Genomic DNA, 20,380 nt, shown 5'->3' with positions numbered 1-20,380 from the left:
AGTCGCTCGGCTCGTCCGGCGTTCGAGGTCGGCGTCACGACCCGCTGCGCTGCCCCGGCAGGGTCGCCCGCGCTATGTACGCCTCGCGTCCGTTGTCCGAGGACGCCGTCGCCAGGGCCTGACCCACCGTGCTGGCCGCCGGGGTGCGGCGGGCCTGGAGCGGGACCGGGCCGGGTTCCTGGTGCAGCGTGGGCGTCGGTCCCGGCGCGGTGTCGGCGTCAGCCGTCGGCCGCTCGGCCTGCGGGCGCCGGGCGCGGTACGCCGCCCGGTACGCCGCCGGCGACGAGCCGAGCTGGCGGCGGAAGTGCCCGCGCAGCGCCACCGGTGAGCGGAAGCCGCAGCGGCCCGCGACCTCGTCCACCGAGTAGTCGGACGTCTCCAGCAGCCGCTGTGCCTGCAGCACCCGCTGGGTGATCAGCCACTGCAGCGGGGCCGAGCCCGTCAGCGAACGGAAGCGGCGGTCGAAGGTACGGCGCGACATGTACGCGCGCGCGGCCAGCGTCTCCACGTCGAACTGCTCGTGGAGATGCTCCAGCGCCCAGGCGACGACCTCGGCGAGCGGGTCGGCGCCGATCTCCTCCGGTAAAGAGCGGTCCAGGTAGCGCTCCTGGCCTCCCGTCCGGCGCGGGGGGACGACCAGACGGCGAGCCAGCGCGCCGGCCGCCTCATTGCCGTGGTCCGTCCGCACGATGTGGAGACAGAGATCGATTCCGGCCGCCGTACCGGCGGAGGTCAGTACGTCTCCGTCGTCGACGAACAGTTCTCTGGGATCCACGTGCACCGACGGATAGCGCTTGGCCAGCGTCGGTGCGTACATCCAGTGTGTCGTCGCGGGGCGGCCGTCCAGCAGGCCGGCCGCTGCGAGGACGAAGGCGCCGGTGAGCCCTACGATGCGGGCGCCTTCCTCGTGCGCCCGGCGCAGTGCGTCGAGCGCCTCCTCCGGCGGCGGCGAGGTGATCGAACGCCAGGCCGGCACGACGACCGTGCCCGCCCGCGAGATCGCCTCCAGGCCATGTGGTGCGCTGAGTTCCAGCCCTCCGGTGGTCCGCAGCGGGCCCTCTTCGCCGCCGCACACCAGCAGGCGGTAGCGCGGTACGCCGGCGTCCTGGCGGTCGATTCCGAACACCGACAGCGGTATGGAACTCTCGAAGATGGGGCCGCCGCTGAACAGCAGCACCGCGACGATCTCCTTGCGGCGTCGCCCGGAGAGTTTCCGGGCCGCGGCTTCCGGCGCGGCAGTGGAGTCGTGGCTCATACTGCTAAGCCCCCCTCGGTGGTCGCGGCTCCTCGGTTGTGTCGCTCCTGCACGTTTCCCCTCGGTCCTGCACGAGTCCCCCGCCGTAGACAGTCAAGATCGAATCTACTGTGTCGCATCGCGCCGGAGTGGCCGGTTCGCCACTCGGCACATTGTCGACTTGGCAACTTGGCGTGAAGCATTCGATCACGAAGCGTTGCACTCACGGGCCGTGCAGGGAAGTGCGCCTTGTCGCAGTGGCCAATCCACGTAGGGTGCGCGACACCCCCGAGGCCCTTTCCGTGCAGGTCGAACGGGGGTTGGGGGGTGGTCAGGGCAAGGGATGCGCGGTTGCCAGAAGTTGGCTGAAAAGAAGCGTCTGAGGGCATGGAAACCGGTCAGCCGCCCGGTGTATTTCCCCCGGAGTGACGTCCGCCTCGGTGAGAGCCCGTCCCGCTGCGGTGACGACGCCCGCGAGAGGGGGTGTGCGAGGCGTGTTCCTCGGCGAGCAAACGGTCCGCGCCGCGCTCGGAGCGGCGCAACAGCACCCGGCAGGCCGCGGTGACGGCGGCGAGCCCGAGGGCGGTGCCGGTGGCGCCGGCCAGAGAGGTGCCGTACCAGAGGAGGACGACGGGGACGAGGACGCAGCAGAACGCCGCCCAGCGGACCACATCGGTGGTGCTGTCCTGGTGCTGCTGTCCGGACATTGCGTGCTCCCGGTGTCGGTGGCTCACGGGGATCAACGCCTGTTCGAGCGGTCGGTCACTGTGCCGCCCCGGTGTCCGCGGTGCGTGAATCCCGTACGAACCGCCTGTACAGCGCAGCAACCATTGCGTTACGGGCGCACCCTCGTGCATGCTCCCTGGAACCCCCGCGGAGCACATCGCGGGATATGGGCTAAGGAGGCGTGCCGCCGTACCCTTGGGGGTATGGGGTTGGGAAGATGATTCCCGGACACAGCTCCGCGCCGCACCCTGTCGTCCCACCCACACAAGGATCACAACGCCGAGACAGCCATGGCCGGTCACGAATTCTTCGAACCCGCGGACCGCAAGCGGCCCGTCGCCGATCCCACGGCGGCCGAGCCCCTGGCGGCGGAAGAGCCACGTCATTCCTGCGACCCCGCCTTCAAGCACGGCGTCGTCGTCGGCTTCGACGGGTCCACCTCCAGTGAGCGCGCCCTTGCGTACTCCATCGGCATGGCCCATCGCTCCGGCTCCGGCCTGATCATCGTGCATGTCGCCAACCGGCTGCCCACGACGGTGTGGGCCGGGTGCGAGCCGCCGGTCTTCGTGGACGTGCCCGACCATCGCACCGAGGTGCTGGGCCTCGAGCTCGCCTGCGCGGACTATCTCGCGGAGGTGCCGTGGATCCTCGTGGAGCGCGGCGGGGACATCTGCCATGAACTCGAAGAGGTCGGCCGCGAGTACGAAGCGGACGCGATCGTGGTGGGCTCCACGCACGGCATCGTGGGGCGCATCTTCGGGTCTGTCGCGGGGCGGCTCGCCAAGCGGGCGCAGCGGCCCGTCGTTGTCATTCCGTAACTCGCCGTTCTCCCTGGTGAGATGCGCCGTGGGTACGTCCGACACCCTTTCCGTGACGCATAAATCTACTGGCGCGTAGAGGTGTTTGTGCCCTTGTGAAGGGCATATATCGCTCACCGCACAACTGCACATGCATGAAGGGAGCCCGCCGTGGACAACGACGTCTCTGCGGGAAGCGGAATCACTACCGTGGTCGGCCGACTCGCCCTGGGTATCACCCTGTTGGCCTTCGGGCTGGGGTACACCGAAGTGATCGACGGCGTCTCGGCCGCTGACGCCGTATCAATCGCCCAGTATGTGGGCGGAGTTGCCCTCTTCGTCGCGGGCCTCATGGCCTTCCGGGACCGCGACAACGCCTCTGGTACGGCCTTTGCGACGCTGGGTGCGCTGTGGTTCACGTGGGCCGTGTCCGCCGATGCGCAGGTCTCCGCGAACGCCGCCGGGCTGTTCCTGCTGCTGTTCGCCCTGGTCGCGCTGTCGTTGACCCTCGCGGGTGGCGACCAACTCGGGCAGGGCGCCTACGGGTTGTTCTTCGTCTCGCTGCTTCTGCTGTCCATCTCGATGTTCGCCGAGAACGACGGGCTGGCGAAGGTCGGCGGGTGGTTCGCCGTCGCTGCGGGGGCCGTGGCTTGGTACGCGGCTACTGCGGCGCTGGCTCACTGGCCTACTTCGGTTCCGCGGCGTGCTGCCGGCCGGGGCGTGACGGCCACCGGCTAGCTGCGCAGGCTGGGGAGTGGGCGGCTTCCCGGCGACAGAGACGGACCCCCCCGTGTTTGGTGGCAACACGTGGGGGTCCGTCCCTTGTTCGGCCTCTGCGGGTCGTGGGGGCTTGTCGCGCAGTTCCCCGCGCCCCTAAAGGCCGACTACTCCACTGTCACTGACTTCGCGAGGTTCCTCGGCTTGTCGATGTCCCGGCCGAGGGCCAGTGCCGTGTGGTAGGCGAGGAGTTGGAGGGGGATGCCCATCAGGATGGGGTCCAGCTCGTCCTCGTTCTTCGGGACCACGATCGTCTGGTCGGCCTTTTCCTGGGGCTGGTGGGCCACCGCGAGGATCTTGCCGCTGCGGGCCTTGATCTCCTCCATGGCCGCGCGGTTCTTCTCCAGGAGGTCGTCGTCGGGGACGATCGCCACCGTGGGGAGGGCCGGCTCGATCAGGGCCAGGGGGCCGTGCTTGAGCTCGGAGGCGGGGTAGGCCTCCGCGTGGATGTAGGAGACCTCCTTGAGCTTCAGGGACGCCTCACGGGCCACCGGGTAGCCGCGGACCCGGCCGATGAAGAGCATCGAGCGGGCGTCGGCGTACTCCTCGGCCAGCTTCTTGATCTCGTCCTCGCGCTCCAGCATCTCGGCGATCTGGGCAGGGAGCTTGCGCAGGCCCTCGATGATCCGCTTGCCGTCGCGGACCGAGAGGTCCCGGGTGCGGCCCAGGTGCAGGGCGAGGAGCGCGAAGGCGACCGTGGTGTTGGTGAAGCACTTCGTGGAGACCACGCAGACCTCGGGGCCCGCGTGGACGTAGATGCCGCCGTCCGCCTCGCGGGCGATGGCCGAGCCCACGACGTTGACGATGCCGAGGACCCGCGCGCCCTTGCGCTTGAGCTCCTGGACGGCCGCGAGGACGTCGTACGTCTCACCGGACTGGGAGACCGCGATGTAGAGGGTGTCGGGGTCCACGACCGCGTTGCGGTAGCGGAACTCCGAGGCCGGCTCGGCGTCCGCGGGGATGCGGGCCAGCTCCTCGATCATCTGGGCGCCGATCATGCCCGCGTGGTACGAGGTGCCGCAGCCGAGGATCTTCACGCGGCGGATCCGGCGCGCCTCGCGGGCGTCCAGGTTGAGGCCGCCGAGGTGCACGGTGGAGAAGCGGTCGTCGATCCGGCCGCGCAGGACGCGGTCCACGGCGTCGGCCTGCTCGTGGATCTCCTTGTGCATATAGGTGTCGTGGCCGCCCATGTCGTAGGAGGCGGCCTCCCACTCGACGGTGGTGGGCTCGGACGTCGTCCGGGTGCCCTCCGTCGTGTAGGTGCGGAAGTCGTCGGCCTTGAGGGTGGCCATCTCGCCGTCGTCCAGAGTCACTATCTGCCGCGTGTGGGCGACCAGCGCGGCGATGTCCGAGGCGACGAACATCTCCTTCTCGCCGATGCCGAGGACGACCGGGGAGCCGTTGCGGGCGACCACGATGCGGTCCGGGTAGTCGGCGTGCAGGACGGCGATGCCGTACGTGCCCTCGATCAGCCGGAGGGTCTCGCGGACCTTGTCCTCCAGCTTCTCCGCCTGCGAGCGGGAGATGAGGTGGACGAGGACCTCGGTGTCGGTCTCGGAGAGGAACTCGACGCCGTCCGCCTCCAGCTTGCGGCGCAGGTCGGAGGCGTTGTCGATGATGCCGTTGTGGACGACGGCGACCTTGCCCTCGGCGTCCAGGTGCGGGTGGGCGTTGACGTCGGAGGGGGCGCCGTGGGTGGCCCAGCGGGTGTGGGCGATACCGGTGGTGCCCTTGAAGCGCGCCGGGACCTTGGCCTCAAGGTCACGGACCCGACCCTTGGCCTTGACCGTCTTCAGTCCGCTGGTCTTGGGCGAGGTGACGGCGATGCCCGCCGAGTCGTAGCCGCGGTACTCCAGGCGCTGAAGGCCCTCCAGGAGCAGGGGCGCCACATCGCGCTTCCCGATGTATCCGACGATTCCGCACATATATACGCAGTCCTAGCCGTAGACGATCCGGCGCAGCTGTCGGAGCGTGAGCTCCGGCGGTGCCACCGCCCGGTATTTCAGGTCCGCCTCGATCCGTTCGAAGATCGCCGAGTTCACCAGGCCCTGGGCCTGGAGTTCGCGGTGGCGGCGACGGACGAACTCCTCGGTCGTCTCGTCGAAGTAGGCGAGCACGTCCTGGATCACCCGCAGCGCCTCGCCCCGGTTGAGGGGCGAGGACCGCGTCAGATGATCAACAAGTTCGTCGTGCACCCGGTAGATCCTGGGGTACGGACGGCGCTTTCGCAAGAATCCTGCCCGATTTCGGGCAGGGGTGTGTCGGAGGGTGGGTGTTGCGGCTCACATTCGCTTCAGGATCGCCTGTTTGGCCAAGGTGAACTCCTCCTCCGTCAGGACGCCCGTGTGGTGCAGCTCGCCGAGTTCGCGCAGCCTGCGCAGCAGCGCGTCGTGGTCGTCCTCGGCGGGGGCGGAGGGCAGCGGGCGCGGGCCCTCCGGCTCCGGCTCCCGTACGTCCGTGGCGGCGGCCGCCGGATGCGGGAGGCGGGCCTGGACGGCCGCCGCGACCAGGGCCATCAGCGGGTCCTTCTTGAAGCCCCACAGCTCCACGGCGTTGGGGTCGTACTTGGGCGGGGCCTTGGTCGGGGCGCCCCGGACGGTGAAGCGGAGGTGGCCGTTCTCCAGGCCGGCAGCCGGATGCCACTCGACGGCGGTGATGTCCGTGAGGGCGAGGGTGCGGGCCCCGGCGGCGGCCTTGGCGTCCTCCGTCTTCCAGTTCCACTCCAGCCGGATCCGCTCGCCGTCGAAGCTCGCGGTGCCGTCCCCGGCGGAGACGGACAGCGGGACCGCCGGACCGGCGAGGAGGTACTCGGACACGGGGTCGGCCGGGACCTGGTCCAGGAGCAGGGCGTTGCGGACCTCGTCGGTGAAGTACTCGGCGACGCCGTAGCGGCCGGGTTCGACGAGCAGCTGGTAGGGGTCGTGGGGTTCGGTGAGCCGGCCGCCGGTGGCGTGCAGCAGCGGGTCGGCGCCGTCCCGCAGCCGCAGCCTGAGCCGTCCGGCCTTCTTGCCCTGCTCGAAGGAGACCCCCGCCAACGCGCCCAGGGGGACGACGAGTTCACCCAGGGTCTTGCGGAGGAGGCTGACGTTCTTGTCCCGTCCCGGTGTCAGCCGCAGTGCGTCTCCGTCGAAGACCCAGGTGCCGTCCTTCTGGATGATTTCCGCCATGGGGTGGATTGTTCCACCTGTCTCACGAGAGAGTGGTCCAGACCTTTCTGGGTTCAATGGCTCATAGAAGGGACGGTTTTGTGAGACAGCACCACAGAACGCTTCGCCTTCTCGGTTCGCTGCTGCTGGTCGCGATGGGCGCCTCCGTGACAGGGGCCGCCCCCGTGCAGGCCGCGTCGCCCACCCCGCTCGACCGGGTGGTCCCCGCGCCCGCCTCGGTCGACCCGAGCGGATCCCCCTACCGGATCACCCGCGACACGCACATCCGCGTGGACGCGTCCCGCGAGACCCGCCGCATCGGTGAGTATCTCGCCGGGATCCTCCGCCCCTCCACCGGCTACCGCCTGCCCGTCACGACCCAAGCCGGCGGTGGCATTCAACTGCGCCTGATGAAAGGCTCGTTCGGCGCGGAGGGCTACCGACTCGACAGCGGTCGCAGGGGTGTCGTCATCACGGCGTCCGAGCCCGCCGGGCTCTTCCACGGCGTCCAGACTCTGCGCCAGCTCCTGCCCGCGGTCGTCGAGAAGGACTCCGTACAGCCCGGGCCCTGGCTGGTCGCGGGCGGCACGATCAAGGACAGCCCGCGCTACGGCTGGCGCGGTGCGATGCTCGATGTCTCGCGGCACTTCTTCGGCGTCGACCAAGTGAAGCGGTACATCGACCAGTTGGCGCTCTACAAGCTCAACAAGCTGCACCTTCATCTCAGTGACGACCAGGGCTGGCGCATCGCCATCGACTCCTGGCCGCGCCTCACGACCTACGGCGGCTCGACCCAGGTCGGCGGCGGGCCCGGCGGCTACTACACCAAGGACGACTACAAGGAGATCGTCCGGTACGCCGCCTCCCGGCACATGGAGGTCGTCCCCGAGATCGACATGCCGGGCCACACCAACGCGGCGCTGGCGTCGTACGCCGAGCTGAACTGCGACGGGGTGGCGCCGCCGCTGTACACCGGAACCGAGGTCGGCTTCAGCTCCCTCTGCGTCGGCAAGGACATCACGTACGACTTCGTGGACGACGTGATCCGGGAGCTCGCCGCGATCACGCCGGGGCGGTATCTGCACATCGGTGGCGATGAGGCGCACTCCACGCCGCATGCCGACTTCGTGAAGTTCATGGACCGGGTGCAGCCGATCGTCGCCAAGTACGGGAAGACGGTGATCGGTTGGCATCAGCTGACCGGGGCTTCGCCGGCGAAGGGGGCGCTTGCTCAGTACTGGGGGCTCGATGACACCAGTGCGGAGGAGAAGGCGCAGGTCGCGGCTGCGGCGCGGAATGGGACTGGGGTGATTCTGTCGCCTGCCGACCGGATCTACCTCGACATGAAGTACGACGAGCGGACTCCGCTGGGGTTGTCCTGGGCGGGGTATGTCGAGGTTCAGCGCTCTTATGACTGGGATCCCGGGGACTATCTGGCCGGGGTGCCTGCTTCGGCGGTGCGGGGGGTTGAGGCGCCGTTGTGGAGCGAGACGTTTGTGACGCCGGAGCACATCGAGTACATGGCGTTCCCCAGGGTTGCGGGGGTGGCCGAGCTGGGGTGGTCTCCGGCGGCTACGCATGACTGGGACGGCTACAAGGTGCGGCTTGCTGCGCAGGGGCCGCGATGGGAGGCGATGGGGATCGGGTTCTATCGGTCGCCTCAAGTCCCATGGCCTGCTGAATAGATGCTGACGGGCACCCGGAGGACCGTACTCCGGGTGCCCGTCCGTCTATGGGATCAGAACCCCGCTATCGGGTTCCTCAGCGTGCCGATCAGTTGAAGTGCCCCCGCCGGGTCTGCCAGGTCCACCATCTGCTGGTTGTTGCGGAGTTGGAGGCGGTTGAGGCAGGACAGGGCGAACTCCGGGGCGAACATGTCGTACTGGTGGAACTTGTCCGCCAGCTCCGGCACCGTCGCCTGGTACTCGCGCGTGACCTCCGCGACCGTGCGCCAGAAGTCGTCCTCGGTCAGGACGCCCTCGTTCGCGAGGTTCGCGGCGAGGAAGCGGAAGTAGCAGTCGAAGACGTCCGTGAAGATGGACAGGAGCTTCTTGTCCTCGGGGACGTCCACGCGCAGGCGTTCGACCGTCGGCGGGAGGACCGCGTCCGGGTCCATGACCGCGATCTCCTCGGCGATGTCCTTGTAGATGGCGCGCTGGACGACGCCGTCCTTGAGGACGAGGATCACGTTCTCGCCATGCGGCATGTACACCAGGTCGTAGGCGTAGAAGCTGTGGAGGAGCGGGGTGAAGTACGCCGTCAGGTACCGGCGCAGCCACTCCGTCGGCTCCAGACCCGACTGCTCGATCAGCGCGCCCGCGAAGGACGCGCCCTCGTGGTCGACATGGACGAGGGAGGCCATGGTGGCCAGGGACTCGCCCTCCCGGAGGGAGGGGACCGGGCTCTCCCGCCACAGCGCGGCCAGCATCTTGCGGTACGGCGAGTAGCGGTCCGTCGCCGCCTCGTACTCCAGGTGCCGGTAACCGACCGCCGCGCGCTCGCGGATGATCGACAGGCCCGTCTCCTTGAGCACCGGGTCGTTCTCGATGAGCTGGGCGAGCCAGTCGTTGATGGCCGGGGTCGCCTCCATGTACGCCGCCGAAAGGCCGCGCATGAAGCCCATGTTGAGGACGGACAGGGCCGTCTTGACGTAGTGCTTCTCGGGGCTCGAGGCGTTGAAGAAGGTCCGGATGGACTGCTGGGCCAGGTACTCGTCGTCGCCCTCGCCGAGGCAGACGAGGTGGCCTCGGGCGACCTCGGCGGCGAAGGTGACCGTGAGCTTGTTCCACCACTGCCAGGGGTGGACCGGGATGAGGAGATAGTCGGTGGGGTCCAGGTTCTTCTCGCGCAGGACGCCGTGGAACCGCTCGACCGTGTCCTCGCCCAGCTCGTCCCGGATGAAGGACTCGTACTCCAGGCCCACACCCGCCGTGAACGCGGCCCGCGACCTGTGCGCGGCCAGCCACACCAGCCGGATCGGGCTCGCGGTCTCGGGGGCGTACGACAGGTACTCGTGGATGCCGAAGCCGAGCCGTCCGTTGTTGGCGACGAAGCAGGGGTGGCCCTCGGTCATGCCGGTCTCGATGGCCTGGAAGCCGCTGTTCACGAGCTCGGCGACCGGGAGCTGCGGCTTGGTGAGCTTGTAGCAGGTGCCGGAGAGGGTGGAGGAGACCTCCTCCAGGTAGACCGGCAGGATCGCGTCGCTCAGGCCGAGCGCCTGCTTCAGCTCGATGAAGAAGTCCAGCGCGGCGAGGGGGAGGTCGACGCCGTCTCGATGACGGGAGATGGAGTCGGCGTCGACCTGCCAGTGGTCGAGGGCGCGGCGGAGGGCGGTGAACCGGTACCGGGTCAGACCGTCGTCGCTGCGGACCTCGAAGCCGCCGTCGGCGGTGGCCTCGGGCGTGATCAGCCGCTCGTGCGCGAACTCGGCGAGGGCTTTGCGGATGAGGAGGCGGTTGGCCTGCTCCCAGCGCTCGGGGGAGAGGTGGGCGACGGAGTCGGTGAGGCTCATGCGTTCACCGCCGTAGCCGCAAAGCTGTGCTGAATTTTAAAGAATTGTTCCCGGGTGCAGAAACTCAGCAACGCCATTTTCTCCGGCTTCTGGATCTCGTGGGAGGGCACGAATCCGACGGCTTCGTTCAGGGCGTGTACGGCCTTGTTGGCGACGTCCGGCTCGACCACGACGCGCTCCACGGCCGGGTCCTCGAAGAGGTGGGCCATCACGGCGGTGATGACGGACCGCGTGAAGCCGTGCACGGGTGTCTCCGTGGCCGGCGTCAGGAAGTGCATGCCGACGTCACCGGGGAGCGGCTCGTACAGGCCGACCAGTTCGCGGTGGGCGGGGTCGTACTTCTCCATGAGGAACGCGGGCTCGCCGTTCTCGTCGAGACCCAGCAGGGCGTGGTGGTGCTCGTCGGCCGCGATTTCCATGTAGGCGCGCTCGACGTCCTCCAGTTTCGCGTCCTGCATCATCCAGAAGGCGGCCTTGGGGTGCGTGACCCAGCGGTGCAGCAACTCGGCGTCCTTCAGGGGGTCGAGCGTGCGGAAGGTGAAGGTCATACGGCGAACTCCTGGAACGCGATGGTCTTCTCGACCGGGTAGTACTCGCTGCCGAGCAGCTCGCTGATGATGAAGCTGTTGCGGTAGGCGCCCATGCCGAGGTCGGGGCTGGTGATGCTGTGGGTGTGGACTCCGGCGTTCTGGAGGAACACGCCCCTGCCCGTGACGTCGATCGCGTAATTGCGGGCGATGTCGAAGTTGCCCCGTGAGTCACGGACGAGGCGGTCGCTCACGGGCTTGAGGAACTCCGGCTCGGTGTACGCGTAGCCGGTGGCCAGCACCAGGCCCTGCGTGTCGAGCTCGTAGTCCTTCTCCTGCTCCTCCTGGCGGAAGGCGAGCGTGTACGTGCCGTTCTCGTAACGGGCGCTGTTCAGCGAGGAGTTGGTGAGCAGACGGGTGGGGACCGGGCCGCCGAGGTTCTTCTGGTAGAGGAGGTCGAAGATCTCGTTGATCAGGTCGCCGTCGATGCCCTTGAACAGGCCCTTCTGCTGGGAGGTCAGACGGTAGCGGGTCGCCTCCGGCAGCGCGCGGTAGTAGTCGATGTACTCCGGCGACGTCATTTCCAGCGTGAGCTTGGTGTACTCCAGCGGGAAGAAGCGCGGGGAGCGGGTCACCCAGTTCAGCCGGTAGCCGTGGACGTCGATCTCGGCGAGGAGGTCGTAGTAGATCTCGGCGGCGGACTGGCCGGAGCCGACGATCGTGATCGATTCCTTCTTCTGGAGCTCCGCCTTGTGCTGCATATAGCGGGAGTTGTGGAAGAAGTCGCCGCCGAGGCCGCGCACGGCCTCCGGGTAGTGCGGGGAGGTGCCGGTGCCGAGGACCAGGTGACGGGCGCGGTAGATGTCACCGGCGGTCGTCCTCACGACGTACAGCCCGGCCTCTTCGTCGTACGTCACCTCGCTGACCGTCGTGCTGAACCGCACGCTGCTCAGCTTGTTGGCGGCCCAGCGGCAGTAGTCGTCGTACTCGACCCGCAGCGGGTAGAAGTTCTCGCGGATGTAGAACGAGTACAGCCGCCCTTTCTCCTTCAGGTAGTTGAGGAAGGAGTACGGCGAGGTCGGGTCGGCGAGGGTGACCAGGTCCGACATGAACGGGGTCTGGAGGTGGGCGCCGTCCAGGAACATGCCCGCGTGCCACTCGAAGTCGGGCTTGGACTCCAGGAAGACACCGTCGAGTTCGTCGATGGGCTCGGTGAGACAGGCCAGGCCGAGGTTGAAGGGGCCGAGCCCGATGCCCACGAAGTCATACGTGCGGGTGGATTCAGGAAGCGCGGACAACGGTCTCTCCCAGGTACTGCTCGGCGTGGCCGGCGATCAGATCGAGGACGGCGGCGATGTCTTCGGCCGTCGTCTCGGGGTTGAGCAGGGTGAACTTCAGGTAGTGGCGGCCGCCGACCTTGGTGCCCGCGACGACGGCGGCGCCGGAGGCGAACAGGGCCTTGCGGGCGTAGAGGTTGGCGCGGTCGATCTCGGCCGGGTCGGTCACGGCGGCCGGGATGTAGCGGAAGACGAGGGTGGACAGGCTCGGCTCGACCACGACGTCGAAGCGTGGGTCGGCGGCGAGCAGCTTCCAGCCCTCGGCGGTCAGGTCGATCACCTCGTCGAAGAGCTGTCCGATGCCGTCGGCGCCCATCACGCGCAGGGTCATCCACAGCTTCAGCGCGTCGAAGCGGCGGGTGGTCTGGAGGGACTTGTCGACCTGATTGGGGATACGTTCCTGCACCATCCGGCGCGGGTTGAGGTACTCCGCGTGGTAGGTGGCGTGGCGCAGGGTGGCCGCGTCCCGGACCAGTACGGCGGAGGAACTCACCGGCTGGAAGAAGGACTTGTGGTAGTCGACGGTGACCGAGTCGGCGCGCTCGATGCCGTCGATGCGTCCCCGGTACTTCACGGAGGCGAGCAGCCCGCAGCCGTAGGCGGCGTCGACGTGCATCCAGGTGTCGAACTGCTCGCACAGCTCGGCGATCTCGGGCAGCGGGTCGATGGAGCCGAAGTCGGTGGTGCCGGCGGTGGCGACGACGGCCATCGGGACCAGGCCGTCCTTCTTGCAGCGCTCCAGCTCGTGGGCGAGGGCGACGGTCTGCATGCGCTTGTCGTGGTCGACGGGGATGGAGACCACCGAGTCGGCGCTCAGGCCGAGGAGTTTGGCGGACTTCTTGACGGAGAAGTGGCTGACCTCGGAGGCGAAGATACGTAGTTTCGCCAAGCTGTCGGTCTTGGCCTCCTCGCGGGCCAGCAGCAGCGCCTGGAGGTTGGACTGGGTGCCGCCGGAGGTGAACACACCGTCGGCGGCGGGGCCGAGGCCGATCCGGGCGGTCGTCCAGTCGATGAGTTTGCGCTCGATGAGGGTGCCGCCGGCCGACTGGTCCCAGGTGTCGAGGGAGGAGTTGACGGCGGACAGGATCGCCTCGCCGAGCACCGCCGGGATGACGACCGGGCAGTTGAGGTGGGCGAGGTAGCGCGGGTGGTGGAAGTAGATCGCGTCGCGGAGGTAGACGTCCTCCAGCTCGTCGAGGACGGCCGCGGTGTCGTGCAGCGGCCGGTCCAGGTCGATCTCGTCGATGCGGGGGGAGAGGGCGTCGACCGTGACTCCGGTGAACGGCCGGTCGGTGGTGGCGAGTTTGGCCGCCACCCGCTCGATACCTTCGGTCACGGAGCGGCGGTACTGCTCCGCGGTCGTGTCATTGAGCAGGTGCGAGCGCATGGGGGGTGTCCTCCGAGGGGAAGTCCGTGCGGGACGAAGGCGATGCGGAGTGGGGAGTACGACGGGGTCGGGCGATCAACTTAGGTAAGCCTAACCTAACTTCTCCGCTCGAAGGGCATGGGAAACCCGGCCCCACAAGTGACGGTGGTCACTTCTGTCGCTGTCGTCTCACTCGCCGCGCTCGCGCAGCTGTTCCTCCGTCAGACCGCGCCGCCAGTAGCCGACGAAGGTGACCCGGCGCCGGTCGATCCCGCGCTCACCGACGAAGTGCCGGCGCAGCGCCTTCACACACCCCGACTCGCCCGCGATCCAGACGTACGGGTGCTCGGCGGCGGGGAGTTGAGCAGTGCGCAGGGCGTCGAGGGCCATGGGGGACCCCTCGGCGCCCTGGTCTTCATGGACCAGCCAGTTGATCTCGGCGTCCGCCTCGGTCGCCAGGTCCTGGATGTCCCCGGCGTGGTGCACCTCGAGCCAGACCCGCGCGCGGGTGCCGGCCGGCAGTGACTCGACGATGGCGGAGACGGCCGGTACGGCGGTCTCGTCGCCCCAGATCACGACCAAGTCGGTGTCCTCGGGCGGCCGGAACCGGATGGCCCGGTTGTCGGCGACGGCGGGCCCGATGAGCAGCACCCGGTCACCGGCGGCGGCATCGGCGGCCCACCGGGAGGCGGGCCCGGCGGGAACGGCGGCACCGGGCTCGACTCCGTGCAGCACAAAGTCGATGTCGATCTCGTCCGGGTCCCGCCGCAGCGATCGCAGGGTGTACGACCGCATCACGGCCCGTACGTCGTCCGGCAGTTCACGCCACCCCTGCCACCACCCGTCCCCGAGCTCGATCGGAACGACGGGGGCGTCCTGCCCCGGATGCGGCAGGAAGAGCGACAGCGACTGATCACATCCGTCGGAGTGGAAGTCACGCAGCTCTTCCCCGCCAAAGGTCACCCGAACCAGAGACGGACCGAGCCGCCGAGTCCGTACGACCTGAAGAGAGAAGAAGCGGAAATCGGCGGCAACGGCCGTGCTCATGAATGCTCCTGATTGAGCGTCAGGTGGAGACCTTCAGGGAGGTCAGCTGACCTTCTTGGCGTTCTCGATGGCCTCGGCGAGGTTGTCGAGCAGCGGCGTGCACTTGTCGTACGACAGGATCGGCTCGGGCGAGCGGGAGATGACCTGGCCGGCCTTCACCGCGGGCAGCTTCTTCCAGGTCGCCTCGGTGATGTCGGCCGGCTGGATCGTCGAGGAGCGGTCGTCCATCACGATGATGTCCGCGTCGTACTTGTCGACGTTCTCCCAGCTCAGCGCCTCGTACCAGCCACCGCTCTCCGCCTTCGCCTTCTCCGACGGCTCGACGAAGTTCACGCCCAGCGACTTGAAGTACTCGAGGTCGATGGAGAAGTTGGTGCCGGAGACGTAGAAGATCGGCTCCGAGGCGGAACCGGCCAGCACCTTGATCTCCGGCTTGGCCTTGGCGGCCGCCCGCAGCCGCGCAGCCGCCGTCTCGAACTTCTTCTTCGACTCGGCGATCTTGTCGGCCTTCATGTCCGCGCCGAGCGACTCGGCCAGCTCCCACATGCGCTGGAGCGGCTCGGTGATCTGGCGGTCGTAGACGGAGATGGCGACGTCCGGGGCGAGCTTGGCGACCTTGTCCGCGGACTCGACGGGCACCGACCAGAGGGTGCCGGCGTCGTCGAACGTCGTGGTGATGAGGACCTCGGGGGACAGGGCCGCGTACTTCTCGATGTTGAGCTTGCCCCACTCGTTGCCGAGGACGGTGACCTTGCTGACGTCGAGGTCACCGGCCTGGACGTCGGGCTTGCCGTCCGCGGTCGTGGTCGGGCCGAAGACGCCCTTGACCTGGATGCCGTAGTCGAAGAGGGCGGCGGCGACACCGGTGAAGGCGACGATGTTCGCCGGGACCTTGTCGAGCTTCCTCGTCGTGCCACGGTCGTCCTTGAACGTCCAGGGACCGGACTTCGCGGCGGCCGTCTCCTTGTCCGAGCCACCGCTTTTCGCGTCGTCGTCTCCGCAGGCTGCGAGCACGGCACCGAGACCGAGGGCGCCGCCCGCGGCGAGGATGCCACGGCGGGTGAGGTGGGTGGCTCTGGCGTTGGACATGGGTACGCTGCTTTCGAACGGGGCGGATCACCCGCCGGACAATTCGAAGGTAGGTTAGCCTAACCTCAGCGAATGTCCAGAGGTGGGCCCCTGTGAAGCCCAAGCTGTGAGCTTCCCGTGGGGCCCAACTCCGTTGCCGTCAAAGGCAGATGGACTCCGTTCGCGGACGGGTTCCCGGCTTCTAGGCGGCCGCCTTCTGCTCGCGGGCCAACTCCTTGGCCGCGCTCCGCCGCTTGCCGGCCAGCACGTCCACCGGGCCGCCGGCACCCTTGCCGGGCTCCTCCTGCCAACCGCGCAGCTTGCGGACCACCTTGGCCAGCAGTGGGCTGTCCGGCTTCACGTCGAGGTAGAACAACGATTCGTCAGGCCTCTTGTCGTCCCCGCCCCAGCGGACGACGCCTTCGAGTTCGGCGAGGATGTCGCGGATCACGAGCTGTTGCGGGGTGAAGAAACCGCCCTTGACGCCGCTCGGGTAGTGCCCGGGCCGGATCTGCACCGCGGTCCCGGAGGCCTGGTTGGACTCCGCCAGTCCGCGGCGCACCGCGTTCGGGCTGCGCCAGCCGACCACATCGCCCTTGCGCAGTTCGTCGACCTCGTAGTGGAACCGGCGGATGACATGCACCAGTACGGTCTCCACGTCGCCGATCCGCACGGCGACACCCTCGATGGGGGTGCCGGGGACCGGCCGCGTCCACACGGCCCCGCCCTTGTCGGTGGCCAGCTCCATCTCCCAGCCGTTGGGGCTCGGCTTGCCGGACTTGGTGCGCTTGGCGCGGGCCAGGGCGCGGCGGGCCGCGTCTCTGACGTGCTCGGGCTCCGCGTACCGGCCCGCCGCATGGGCGGGAGAGGCGAGGTACTCGGAGAAGGGCAGTGTCGCCACTGCCGTGGCGCCCGCGATCACTGCGGTCCGGGCGAAAAAGGTGCGGCGGGAAATGGTCATTGACGCCTTTTCTCTCTCTTGAAGTCCCGGGTGGCCCGGCGCTCGGATTCCAGCAGGCTGAACCCGCCCAGCGCGACGGCGGTGAAGGCGAGAGCGCCCACCGTGGGATTGAGGTATCCGGGCACGCCCGTCGAATAGGTGGTGCCGCTCCTGACGTGGCAACCGAGGCTGAGCGGAATGTAGGTGGGCCGGTAGGAGTCGATCTCCAGGACGTGCGCCGGTCCTACGGCCTCCTTGCACCCGAGGTCCCGCGCCGTCTCGTCCAGCATCAGCAGGTGTACGACGCCCCAGGCGTACAGGCAGGCCGCGGCGGCCCCCGCGAGCGCGCCGCCCGAGCGCAGCAGCACCAGCGTGCCCGCGCGTCCGACGCCATGGCGGGCCGCCGTCGTACAGCCGTAGACGGCCAGTACGGCGGCGGTCGCCAGGCCGAGGAGAAGGACGAGAAGCAGAACCAAGGGGCTGTGCCCCGCATACGGGTCGGTTGCCACGATGCTCCTAGTACATCCGGGAGAGCCCGTTGTACTTCTCGAAGAGCTGGTAGAGCGCCATGCGCTTGGTGGCGTGCTCCTCGGCCTCGTTGCCCCAGCCCTGGTACCGGCGCAGGACCTGGAAGATCTCGGACTGGTTGTAGTCCAGGGCCATGGGCCGCAGCGTGCTCTCACCGGCTGGCGGATTCTGGCCGCCGACCTTGCCGGCCGCGTCCCACAGGTGGATGAGGGAGACGGTGCGGACCGAGTAGGCGTTGTCCTGGTTGACCTTGTGCCACATCGTCCAGATGTCGGCGTCCTTGCTCGGGTCGAGGATGGTGCCCTCGACGAGGTCGACCTGGATGCAGTGGTTCCAGGCCCGGATGCCGACTTCACCGCTGATCTGCGCGATGCCGGTGGAGGAGTCGCGTTTGGGGACGATGTCGCCCCCGACTCCGGTGTGGTAGTAGGTGACGGCGGCGTCCACGGTCAGGTCGACCACGTCGTAGTGGCGCATCTCCCAGTAGGCCGAGGTCTGGATCAGCGCCTTGCGCATGTTGTAGGTGTTCGACAGAGACGTGATCAGGTCGTCGTGGGACATGATCGTCTCAAGGCACTCGGTGTGCGTGAAGATGCGGTTGGCGTCCGAGTCGGGGAAGCCGATCGACTTCATGTACGTGCTGATGTCGGCGTGCATGGCCGTGTAGTAGGACCCGAAGTCGAACGCGACGTCGGCGGCGTTGTCGAGGCGCGAGGGGTTGAAGGAGCCCTCGCCGATGTCGCGGCCCGAGGCGATGTTGTGGTCGATGTTGATGGCGCCGTCGCCCGAGCCGACCGTGCGGGTGACGATCTGGTCGTAGGCCCAGTTGGCGGGCAGCGGGTAGCCGTAATTGCCGGAGAAGCCGCTGGACATGTCGGAGACGAAGCTCGCCGTGGCGTGTCCCGCGTCGGACACCCGGATGCACACGTTGCGCGGCCCGTAGACGCCGACCCGGTAGGCGTTGCCGGACAGCGCCATGGCGTCCTCGACACCCTTGAAGTAGGGCAGGACGTTGTCGGTGACCTCGTAGTCGTAGGCGTCGAAGTCGACCGCGAAGAAGATGCGGGCGCCGTTCTTGAAGCCGTGGCGCTCGGCCGCGGCCACGGCGGCGAGACCGTCCGCGTTCCCGGCGGGGTAGCTGAATCCCGAGGCGTCCCGGCCGTAGGTCTGCCAGATCGGGTAGCAGCGCAGCCCGTTGTCGGCGATGGTCTGGAGCTCGCCGGGCTGGATCTCCTTCTCCAGGGGCGCTCCGCCTGTGGGGTTGATCAGATAGCGGCCGATGTACTTGACGCCCTCGGCCTTGAGGGTCGCCGCGCGGGCCGGGGTGATCTTCGTGACGCCGTCGCAGGCCTCGCCCCTGCGGTTCTGGTCGCCGTACGACACCAGCAGCGACGCCCAGGTGGAGAAGTCGCCCTTGCCGGTGACCGGGAGCTTCACGAACTCCTGGAACGCGGCGGTCTCACTCGCGACCGTGCTGTCGAAGAGCGAGGAGAAGGGGGTCGCCGAACGCTGGTTGAGGATCAGCGCGGCGCTGTACAACTGCGCCCAGGTGCCGGCGGACCCCTCGGAGAGCGTGTGATTGGCCAGTCCCGTCTTGGTGCCCGGGCCGAAATTGCCGTTGGCGACGCCGTCGGCCATGCCGAGTTCGTACTGGATGGCGTACAGCATGGACGAGGCCACGGTGCGGGAGTGGTGGCCGTCGCACGGCACGATGAAGAAGTCCAGGCGGTCGATGTAGCGGCCGTTCAGCCACTGCTGTATCTCGCGGACCTTTGAACTTCCGCCGTTCACCACGACGTAGGGGTCCATGTTGAGCAGACCCTTGAACACCTTGGGGTAGAGGCTGTCCGGGTCCGGGAACGCCGGAAGTACACCCATGTCGCTCTTCAACTGGCTGATCGAGGCGGCGACCCGGTCGTTGTAGATGCCGTCGATCTCGCCGCCGTCGTAGCCCTTGCAGTAGAGCGCGGACTGGATGATGCGGGCGAAATTGGCCGACGGGACGGTCCCGTCGTTCAGTACGGGATACTTCGACGCCAGCGTGTTGAGGGTCGTCGGCCCGAAGTTGTTGGACAGCGAGCTGATTCCGAGTTCGAGCTGCAGAGCGCGGGTGAGCGCGTACATCACGGTCCAGCTCGTCTGGCCGTTCTCCTCCAGCGGCTCGATGCCGAGCATGTTGGGGTACGTCGTATTGATGAACCGCTGAGCGCGGAGCACCATTTCGTCGGCCATGCCGAAGCTCGCTTTCGCTGGGAGGGGAATGCAGCTGCTGATTCTTTGTCAGCCGGGCCGGGGTGGGGAAGGTTCTGGCGCAATTACGCCAGTGCGCAACGGACTTGGGCCGAGTGCGGTGGCGTAATGGCGCCACAGTCATTGGCAGTCGCCGGTCGCGGTGTCACGATCTACGCTCGCCGAACCCTGAGGAGATGAATATGCGAGCCTTCACCGCGGCCCTGACCACGTCGGTCGCCGCCGGATTCCTGCTGTTCGCGGGAGCCCCCGCACAGGCGACGCCCCAGGACGAAGACAATTACTGGCTGGGCTGCCAGACGTACAACGACTTCAAGTTCCGGCTGTACTACAACTCCAACTCCGGAGGTGCCTGGCGGGATTTCGGCTACGCGGTCGGCAACTTCGGAGCCGTGGAGATCTATGGGTCGGGCACCGTCGCCTACAAGTTCTGCGGGGGGACCGGTAACGGAGCGGGCCAGGGTGTGAAGAACAATGCCGCTTCCGCCAAGAACGAGCACACGTCGTACGGCGCGTGCGTCTACTTCAACAGCTGGTTCAACGGGGCGAAGGACGGCCTGCAGCCTGCCACTCCGGCGCCGGTGAGCCGGAACCTGGTGAACACGTACAACGAGAACGCCTCGTTCCAGTGGTGCTGAGAGGGATTCCCATGCGCACTCTTTCCAAGGCCTTGACGGCCGCTTCCGCCGCCGGCCTGCTGATGTTCGCGGGGGCGCCCGCGCACGCGTCGGACCAGACGGACTGGGACAACTACTGGCTGGCCTGCGAGACGGACAACAACTTCAAGTTCAATCTGTACTACAACTCCAACACCCAGGGCGCCTGGCGTGACTTCGGCTACGCCGTCGGCAACTTCGACTCGGTGTACAGCGGTCAGGGATACAAGCCTGTCGTGTTCTGCAACACCGGTGCCGCCGGTTCGCTGCAGAACGTGAAGAACAACGCGGCTTCCGCCAAGAACGAGCACACGTCGTACGGCGCGTGCGTCTACTTCAGCAGCTGGTTCAACGGGGCGAAGGACGGCCTTCAGCCGGCCGTTCCCACCCCGGTGAGCCGGAACCTGGTGAACACCTACAACGAGAACGCCTCCTTCCAGTGGTGCTGAGAACGATGCGGGCCGGGGGCG

19 protein-coding genes are annotated in these 20,380 nt (G+C 67.9%); 5 read left to right on the top strand and 14 right to left on the bottom strand.

Annotated elements, in window-relative coordinates:
* Positions 1 to 34 precede the first annotated feature (34 nt).
* Positions 35 to 1,255: a helix-turn-helix domain-containing protein gene (locus OHT76_RS16490; RefSeq protein WP_328871593.1), complete on the bottom strand. Its 1,221-nt coding sequence runs from the start codon at positions 1,253 to 1,255 to the stop codon at positions 35 to 37.
* A 377-nt stretch (positions 1,256 to 1,632) separates the two neighbouring features.
* Positions 1,633 to 1,941, bottom strand: coding sequence for a hypothetical protein (locus OHT76_RS16485; RefSeq protein WP_328871592.1), 309 nt, complete (start codon positions 1,939 to 1,941; stop codon positions 1,633 to 1,635).
* 309 nt (positions 1,942 to 2,250) lie between these two features.
* Here OHT76_RS16485 and OHT76_RS16480 point away from each other — a divergent pair, with 309 nt between their 5' ends.
* Positions 2,251 to 2,778: a universal stress protein gene (locus OHT76_RS16480; RefSeq protein WP_328871591.1), complete on the top strand. Its 528-nt coding sequence runs from the start codon at positions 2,251 to 2,253 to the stop codon at positions 2,776 to 2,778.
* 150 nt (positions 2,779 to 2,928) lie between these two features.
* Entirely contained in the window at positions 2,929 to 3,495 is a 567-nt protein-coding gene (locus tag OHT76_RS16475; RefSeq protein ID WP_328871590.1) for a GPR1/FUN34/YaaH family transporter, read from the top strand.
* 146 nt (positions 3,496 to 3,641) lie between these two features.
* On the opposite strand, the gene glmS is transcribed toward OHT76_RS16475, so the two are convergent.
* The 3 genes from glmS to OHT76_RS16460 all read right to left on the bottom strand — a co-directional run bounded on the left by glmS (position 3,642) and on the right by OHT76_RS16460 (position 6,701).
* A complete protein-coding gene (gene glmS, locus OHT76_RS16470) occupies positions 3,642 to 5,459 on the bottom strand; it encodes a glutamine--fructose-6-phosphate transaminase (isomerizing) (protein WP_328871589.1) in 1,818 nt (605 codons plus the stop codon).
* A 12-nt stretch (positions 5,460 to 5,471) separates the two neighbouring features.
* A complete protein-coding gene (locus OHT76_RS16465; RefSeq protein ID WP_328871588.1) occupies positions 5,472 to 5,729 on the bottom strand; it encodes a hypothetical protein in 258 nt (85 codons plus the stop codon).
* An 87-nt stretch (positions 5,730 to 5,816) separates the two neighbouring features.
* Positions 5,817 to 6,701 (bottom strand): DUF4429 domain-containing protein, encoded by an 885-nt coding sequence (locus OHT76_RS16460; protein ID WP_328871587.1) that lies wholly within the window; start codon positions 6,699 to 6,701, stop codon positions 5,817 to 5,819.
* 80 nt (positions 6,702 to 6,781) lie between these two features.
* Here OHT76_RS16460 and OHT76_RS16455 point away from each other — a divergent pair, with 80 nt between their 5' ends.
* On the top strand, positions 6,782 to 8,365 hold the full coding sequence (locus OHT76_RS16455; protein WP_328871586.1) for a beta-N-acetylhexosaminidase: 1,584 nt from the start codon (positions 6,782 to 6,784) through the stop codon (positions 8,363 to 8,365).
* Positions 8,366 to 8,418: 53 nt separating this feature from the next.
* On the opposite strand, the gene OHT76_RS16450 is transcribed toward OHT76_RS16455, so the two are convergent.
* The 9 genes from OHT76_RS16450 to OHT76_RS16410 all read right to left on the bottom strand — a co-directional run bounded on the left by OHT76_RS16450 (position 8,419) and on the right by OHT76_RS16410 (position 19,236).
* Positions 8,419 to 10,191, bottom strand: coding sequence for an IucA/IucC family protein (locus OHT76_RS16450; RefSeq protein WP_328871585.1), 1,773 nt, complete (start codon positions 10,189 to 10,191; stop codon positions 8,419 to 8,421).
* On the bottom strand, positions 10,188 to 10,739 hold the full coding sequence (locus OHT76_RS16445; RefSeq protein WP_328871584.1) for a GNAT family N-acetyltransferase: 552 nt from the start codon (positions 10,737 to 10,739) through the stop codon (positions 10,188 to 10,190). The genes OHT76_RS16450 and OHT76_RS16445 overlap by 4 nt, the downstream gene beginning before the upstream one ends.
* Positions 10,736 to 12,016: a lysine N(6)-hydroxylase/L-ornithine N(5)-oxygenase family protein gene (locus OHT76_RS16440; protein WP_328871583.1), complete on the bottom strand. Its 1,281-nt coding sequence runs from the start codon at positions 12,014 to 12,016 to the stop codon at positions 10,736 to 10,738. The genes OHT76_RS16445 and OHT76_RS16440 overlap by 4 nt, the downstream gene beginning before the upstream one ends.
* Positions 12,000 to 13,442, bottom strand: a complete 1,443-nt coding sequence (gene desA, locus OHT76_RS16435; protein ID WP_328871582.1) for a lysine decarboxylase DesA — start codon at positions 13,440 to 13,442, stop codon at positions 12,000 to 12,002. The genes OHT76_RS16440 and desA overlap by 17 nt, the downstream gene beginning before the upstream one ends.
* Before the next feature lie 168 nt (positions 13,443 to 13,610).
* Positions 13,611 to 14,468 (bottom strand): siderophore-interacting protein, encoded by an 858-nt coding sequence (locus tag OHT76_RS16430; RefSeq protein ID WP_328871581.1) that lies wholly within the window; start codon positions 14,466 to 14,468, stop codon positions 13,611 to 13,613.
* A 42-nt stretch (positions 14,469 to 14,510) separates the two neighbouring features.
* Complete coding sequence (locus OHT76_RS16425) at positions 14,511 to 15,557, bottom strand: ABC transporter substrate-binding protein (protein ID WP_328871580.1); 1,047 nt, start codon at positions 15,555 to 15,557, stop codon at positions 14,511 to 14,513.
* 181 nt (positions 15,558 to 15,738) lie between these two features.
* On the bottom strand, positions 15,739 to 16,497 hold the full coding sequence (locus tag OHT76_RS16420) for a hypothetical protein (RefSeq protein ID WP_328871579.1): 759 nt from the start codon (positions 16,495 to 16,497) through the stop codon (positions 15,739 to 15,741).
* A complete protein-coding gene (locus OHT76_RS16415) occupies positions 16,494 to 16,985 on the bottom strand; it encodes a hypothetical protein (protein ID WP_328871578.1) in 492 nt (163 codons plus the stop codon). Before OHT76_RS16415 ends, OHT76_RS16420 begins: the two co-directional genes overlap by 4 nt.
* A gap of 7 nt (positions 16,986 to 16,992) precedes the next feature.
* Positions 16,993 to 19,236: a glycoside hydrolase domain-containing protein gene (locus OHT76_RS16410; protein WP_328871577.1), complete on the bottom strand. Its 2,244-nt coding sequence runs from the start codon at positions 19,234 to 19,236 to the stop codon at positions 16,993 to 16,995.
* 200 nt (positions 19,237 to 19,436) lie between these two features.
* Here OHT76_RS16410 and OHT76_RS16405 point away from each other — a divergent pair, with 200 nt between their 5' ends.
* Positions 19,437 to 19,892 (top strand): hypothetical protein, encoded by a 456-nt coding sequence (locus OHT76_RS16405; RefSeq protein ID WP_328871576.1) that lies wholly within the window; start codon positions 19,437 to 19,439, stop codon positions 19,890 to 19,892.
* Positions 19,893 to 19,903: 11 nt separating this feature from the next.
* On the top strand, positions 19,904 to 20,359 hold the full coding sequence (locus OHT76_RS16400) for a hypothetical protein (RefSeq protein ID WP_328871575.1): 456 nt from the start codon (positions 19,904 to 19,906) through the stop codon (positions 20,357 to 20,359).
* The last annotated feature ends 21 nt before the right edge of the window (positions 20,360 to 20,380 follow it).

Origin of the sequence: Streptomyces sp. NBC_00287 (genome assembly GCF_036173105.1) — a bacterium.
Classification (GTDB): domain Bacteria; phylum Actinomycetota; class Actinomycetes; order Streptomycetales; family Streptomycetaceae; genus Streptomyces.
This window is presented reverse-complemented; position numbering and strand designations above follow the sequence as displayed.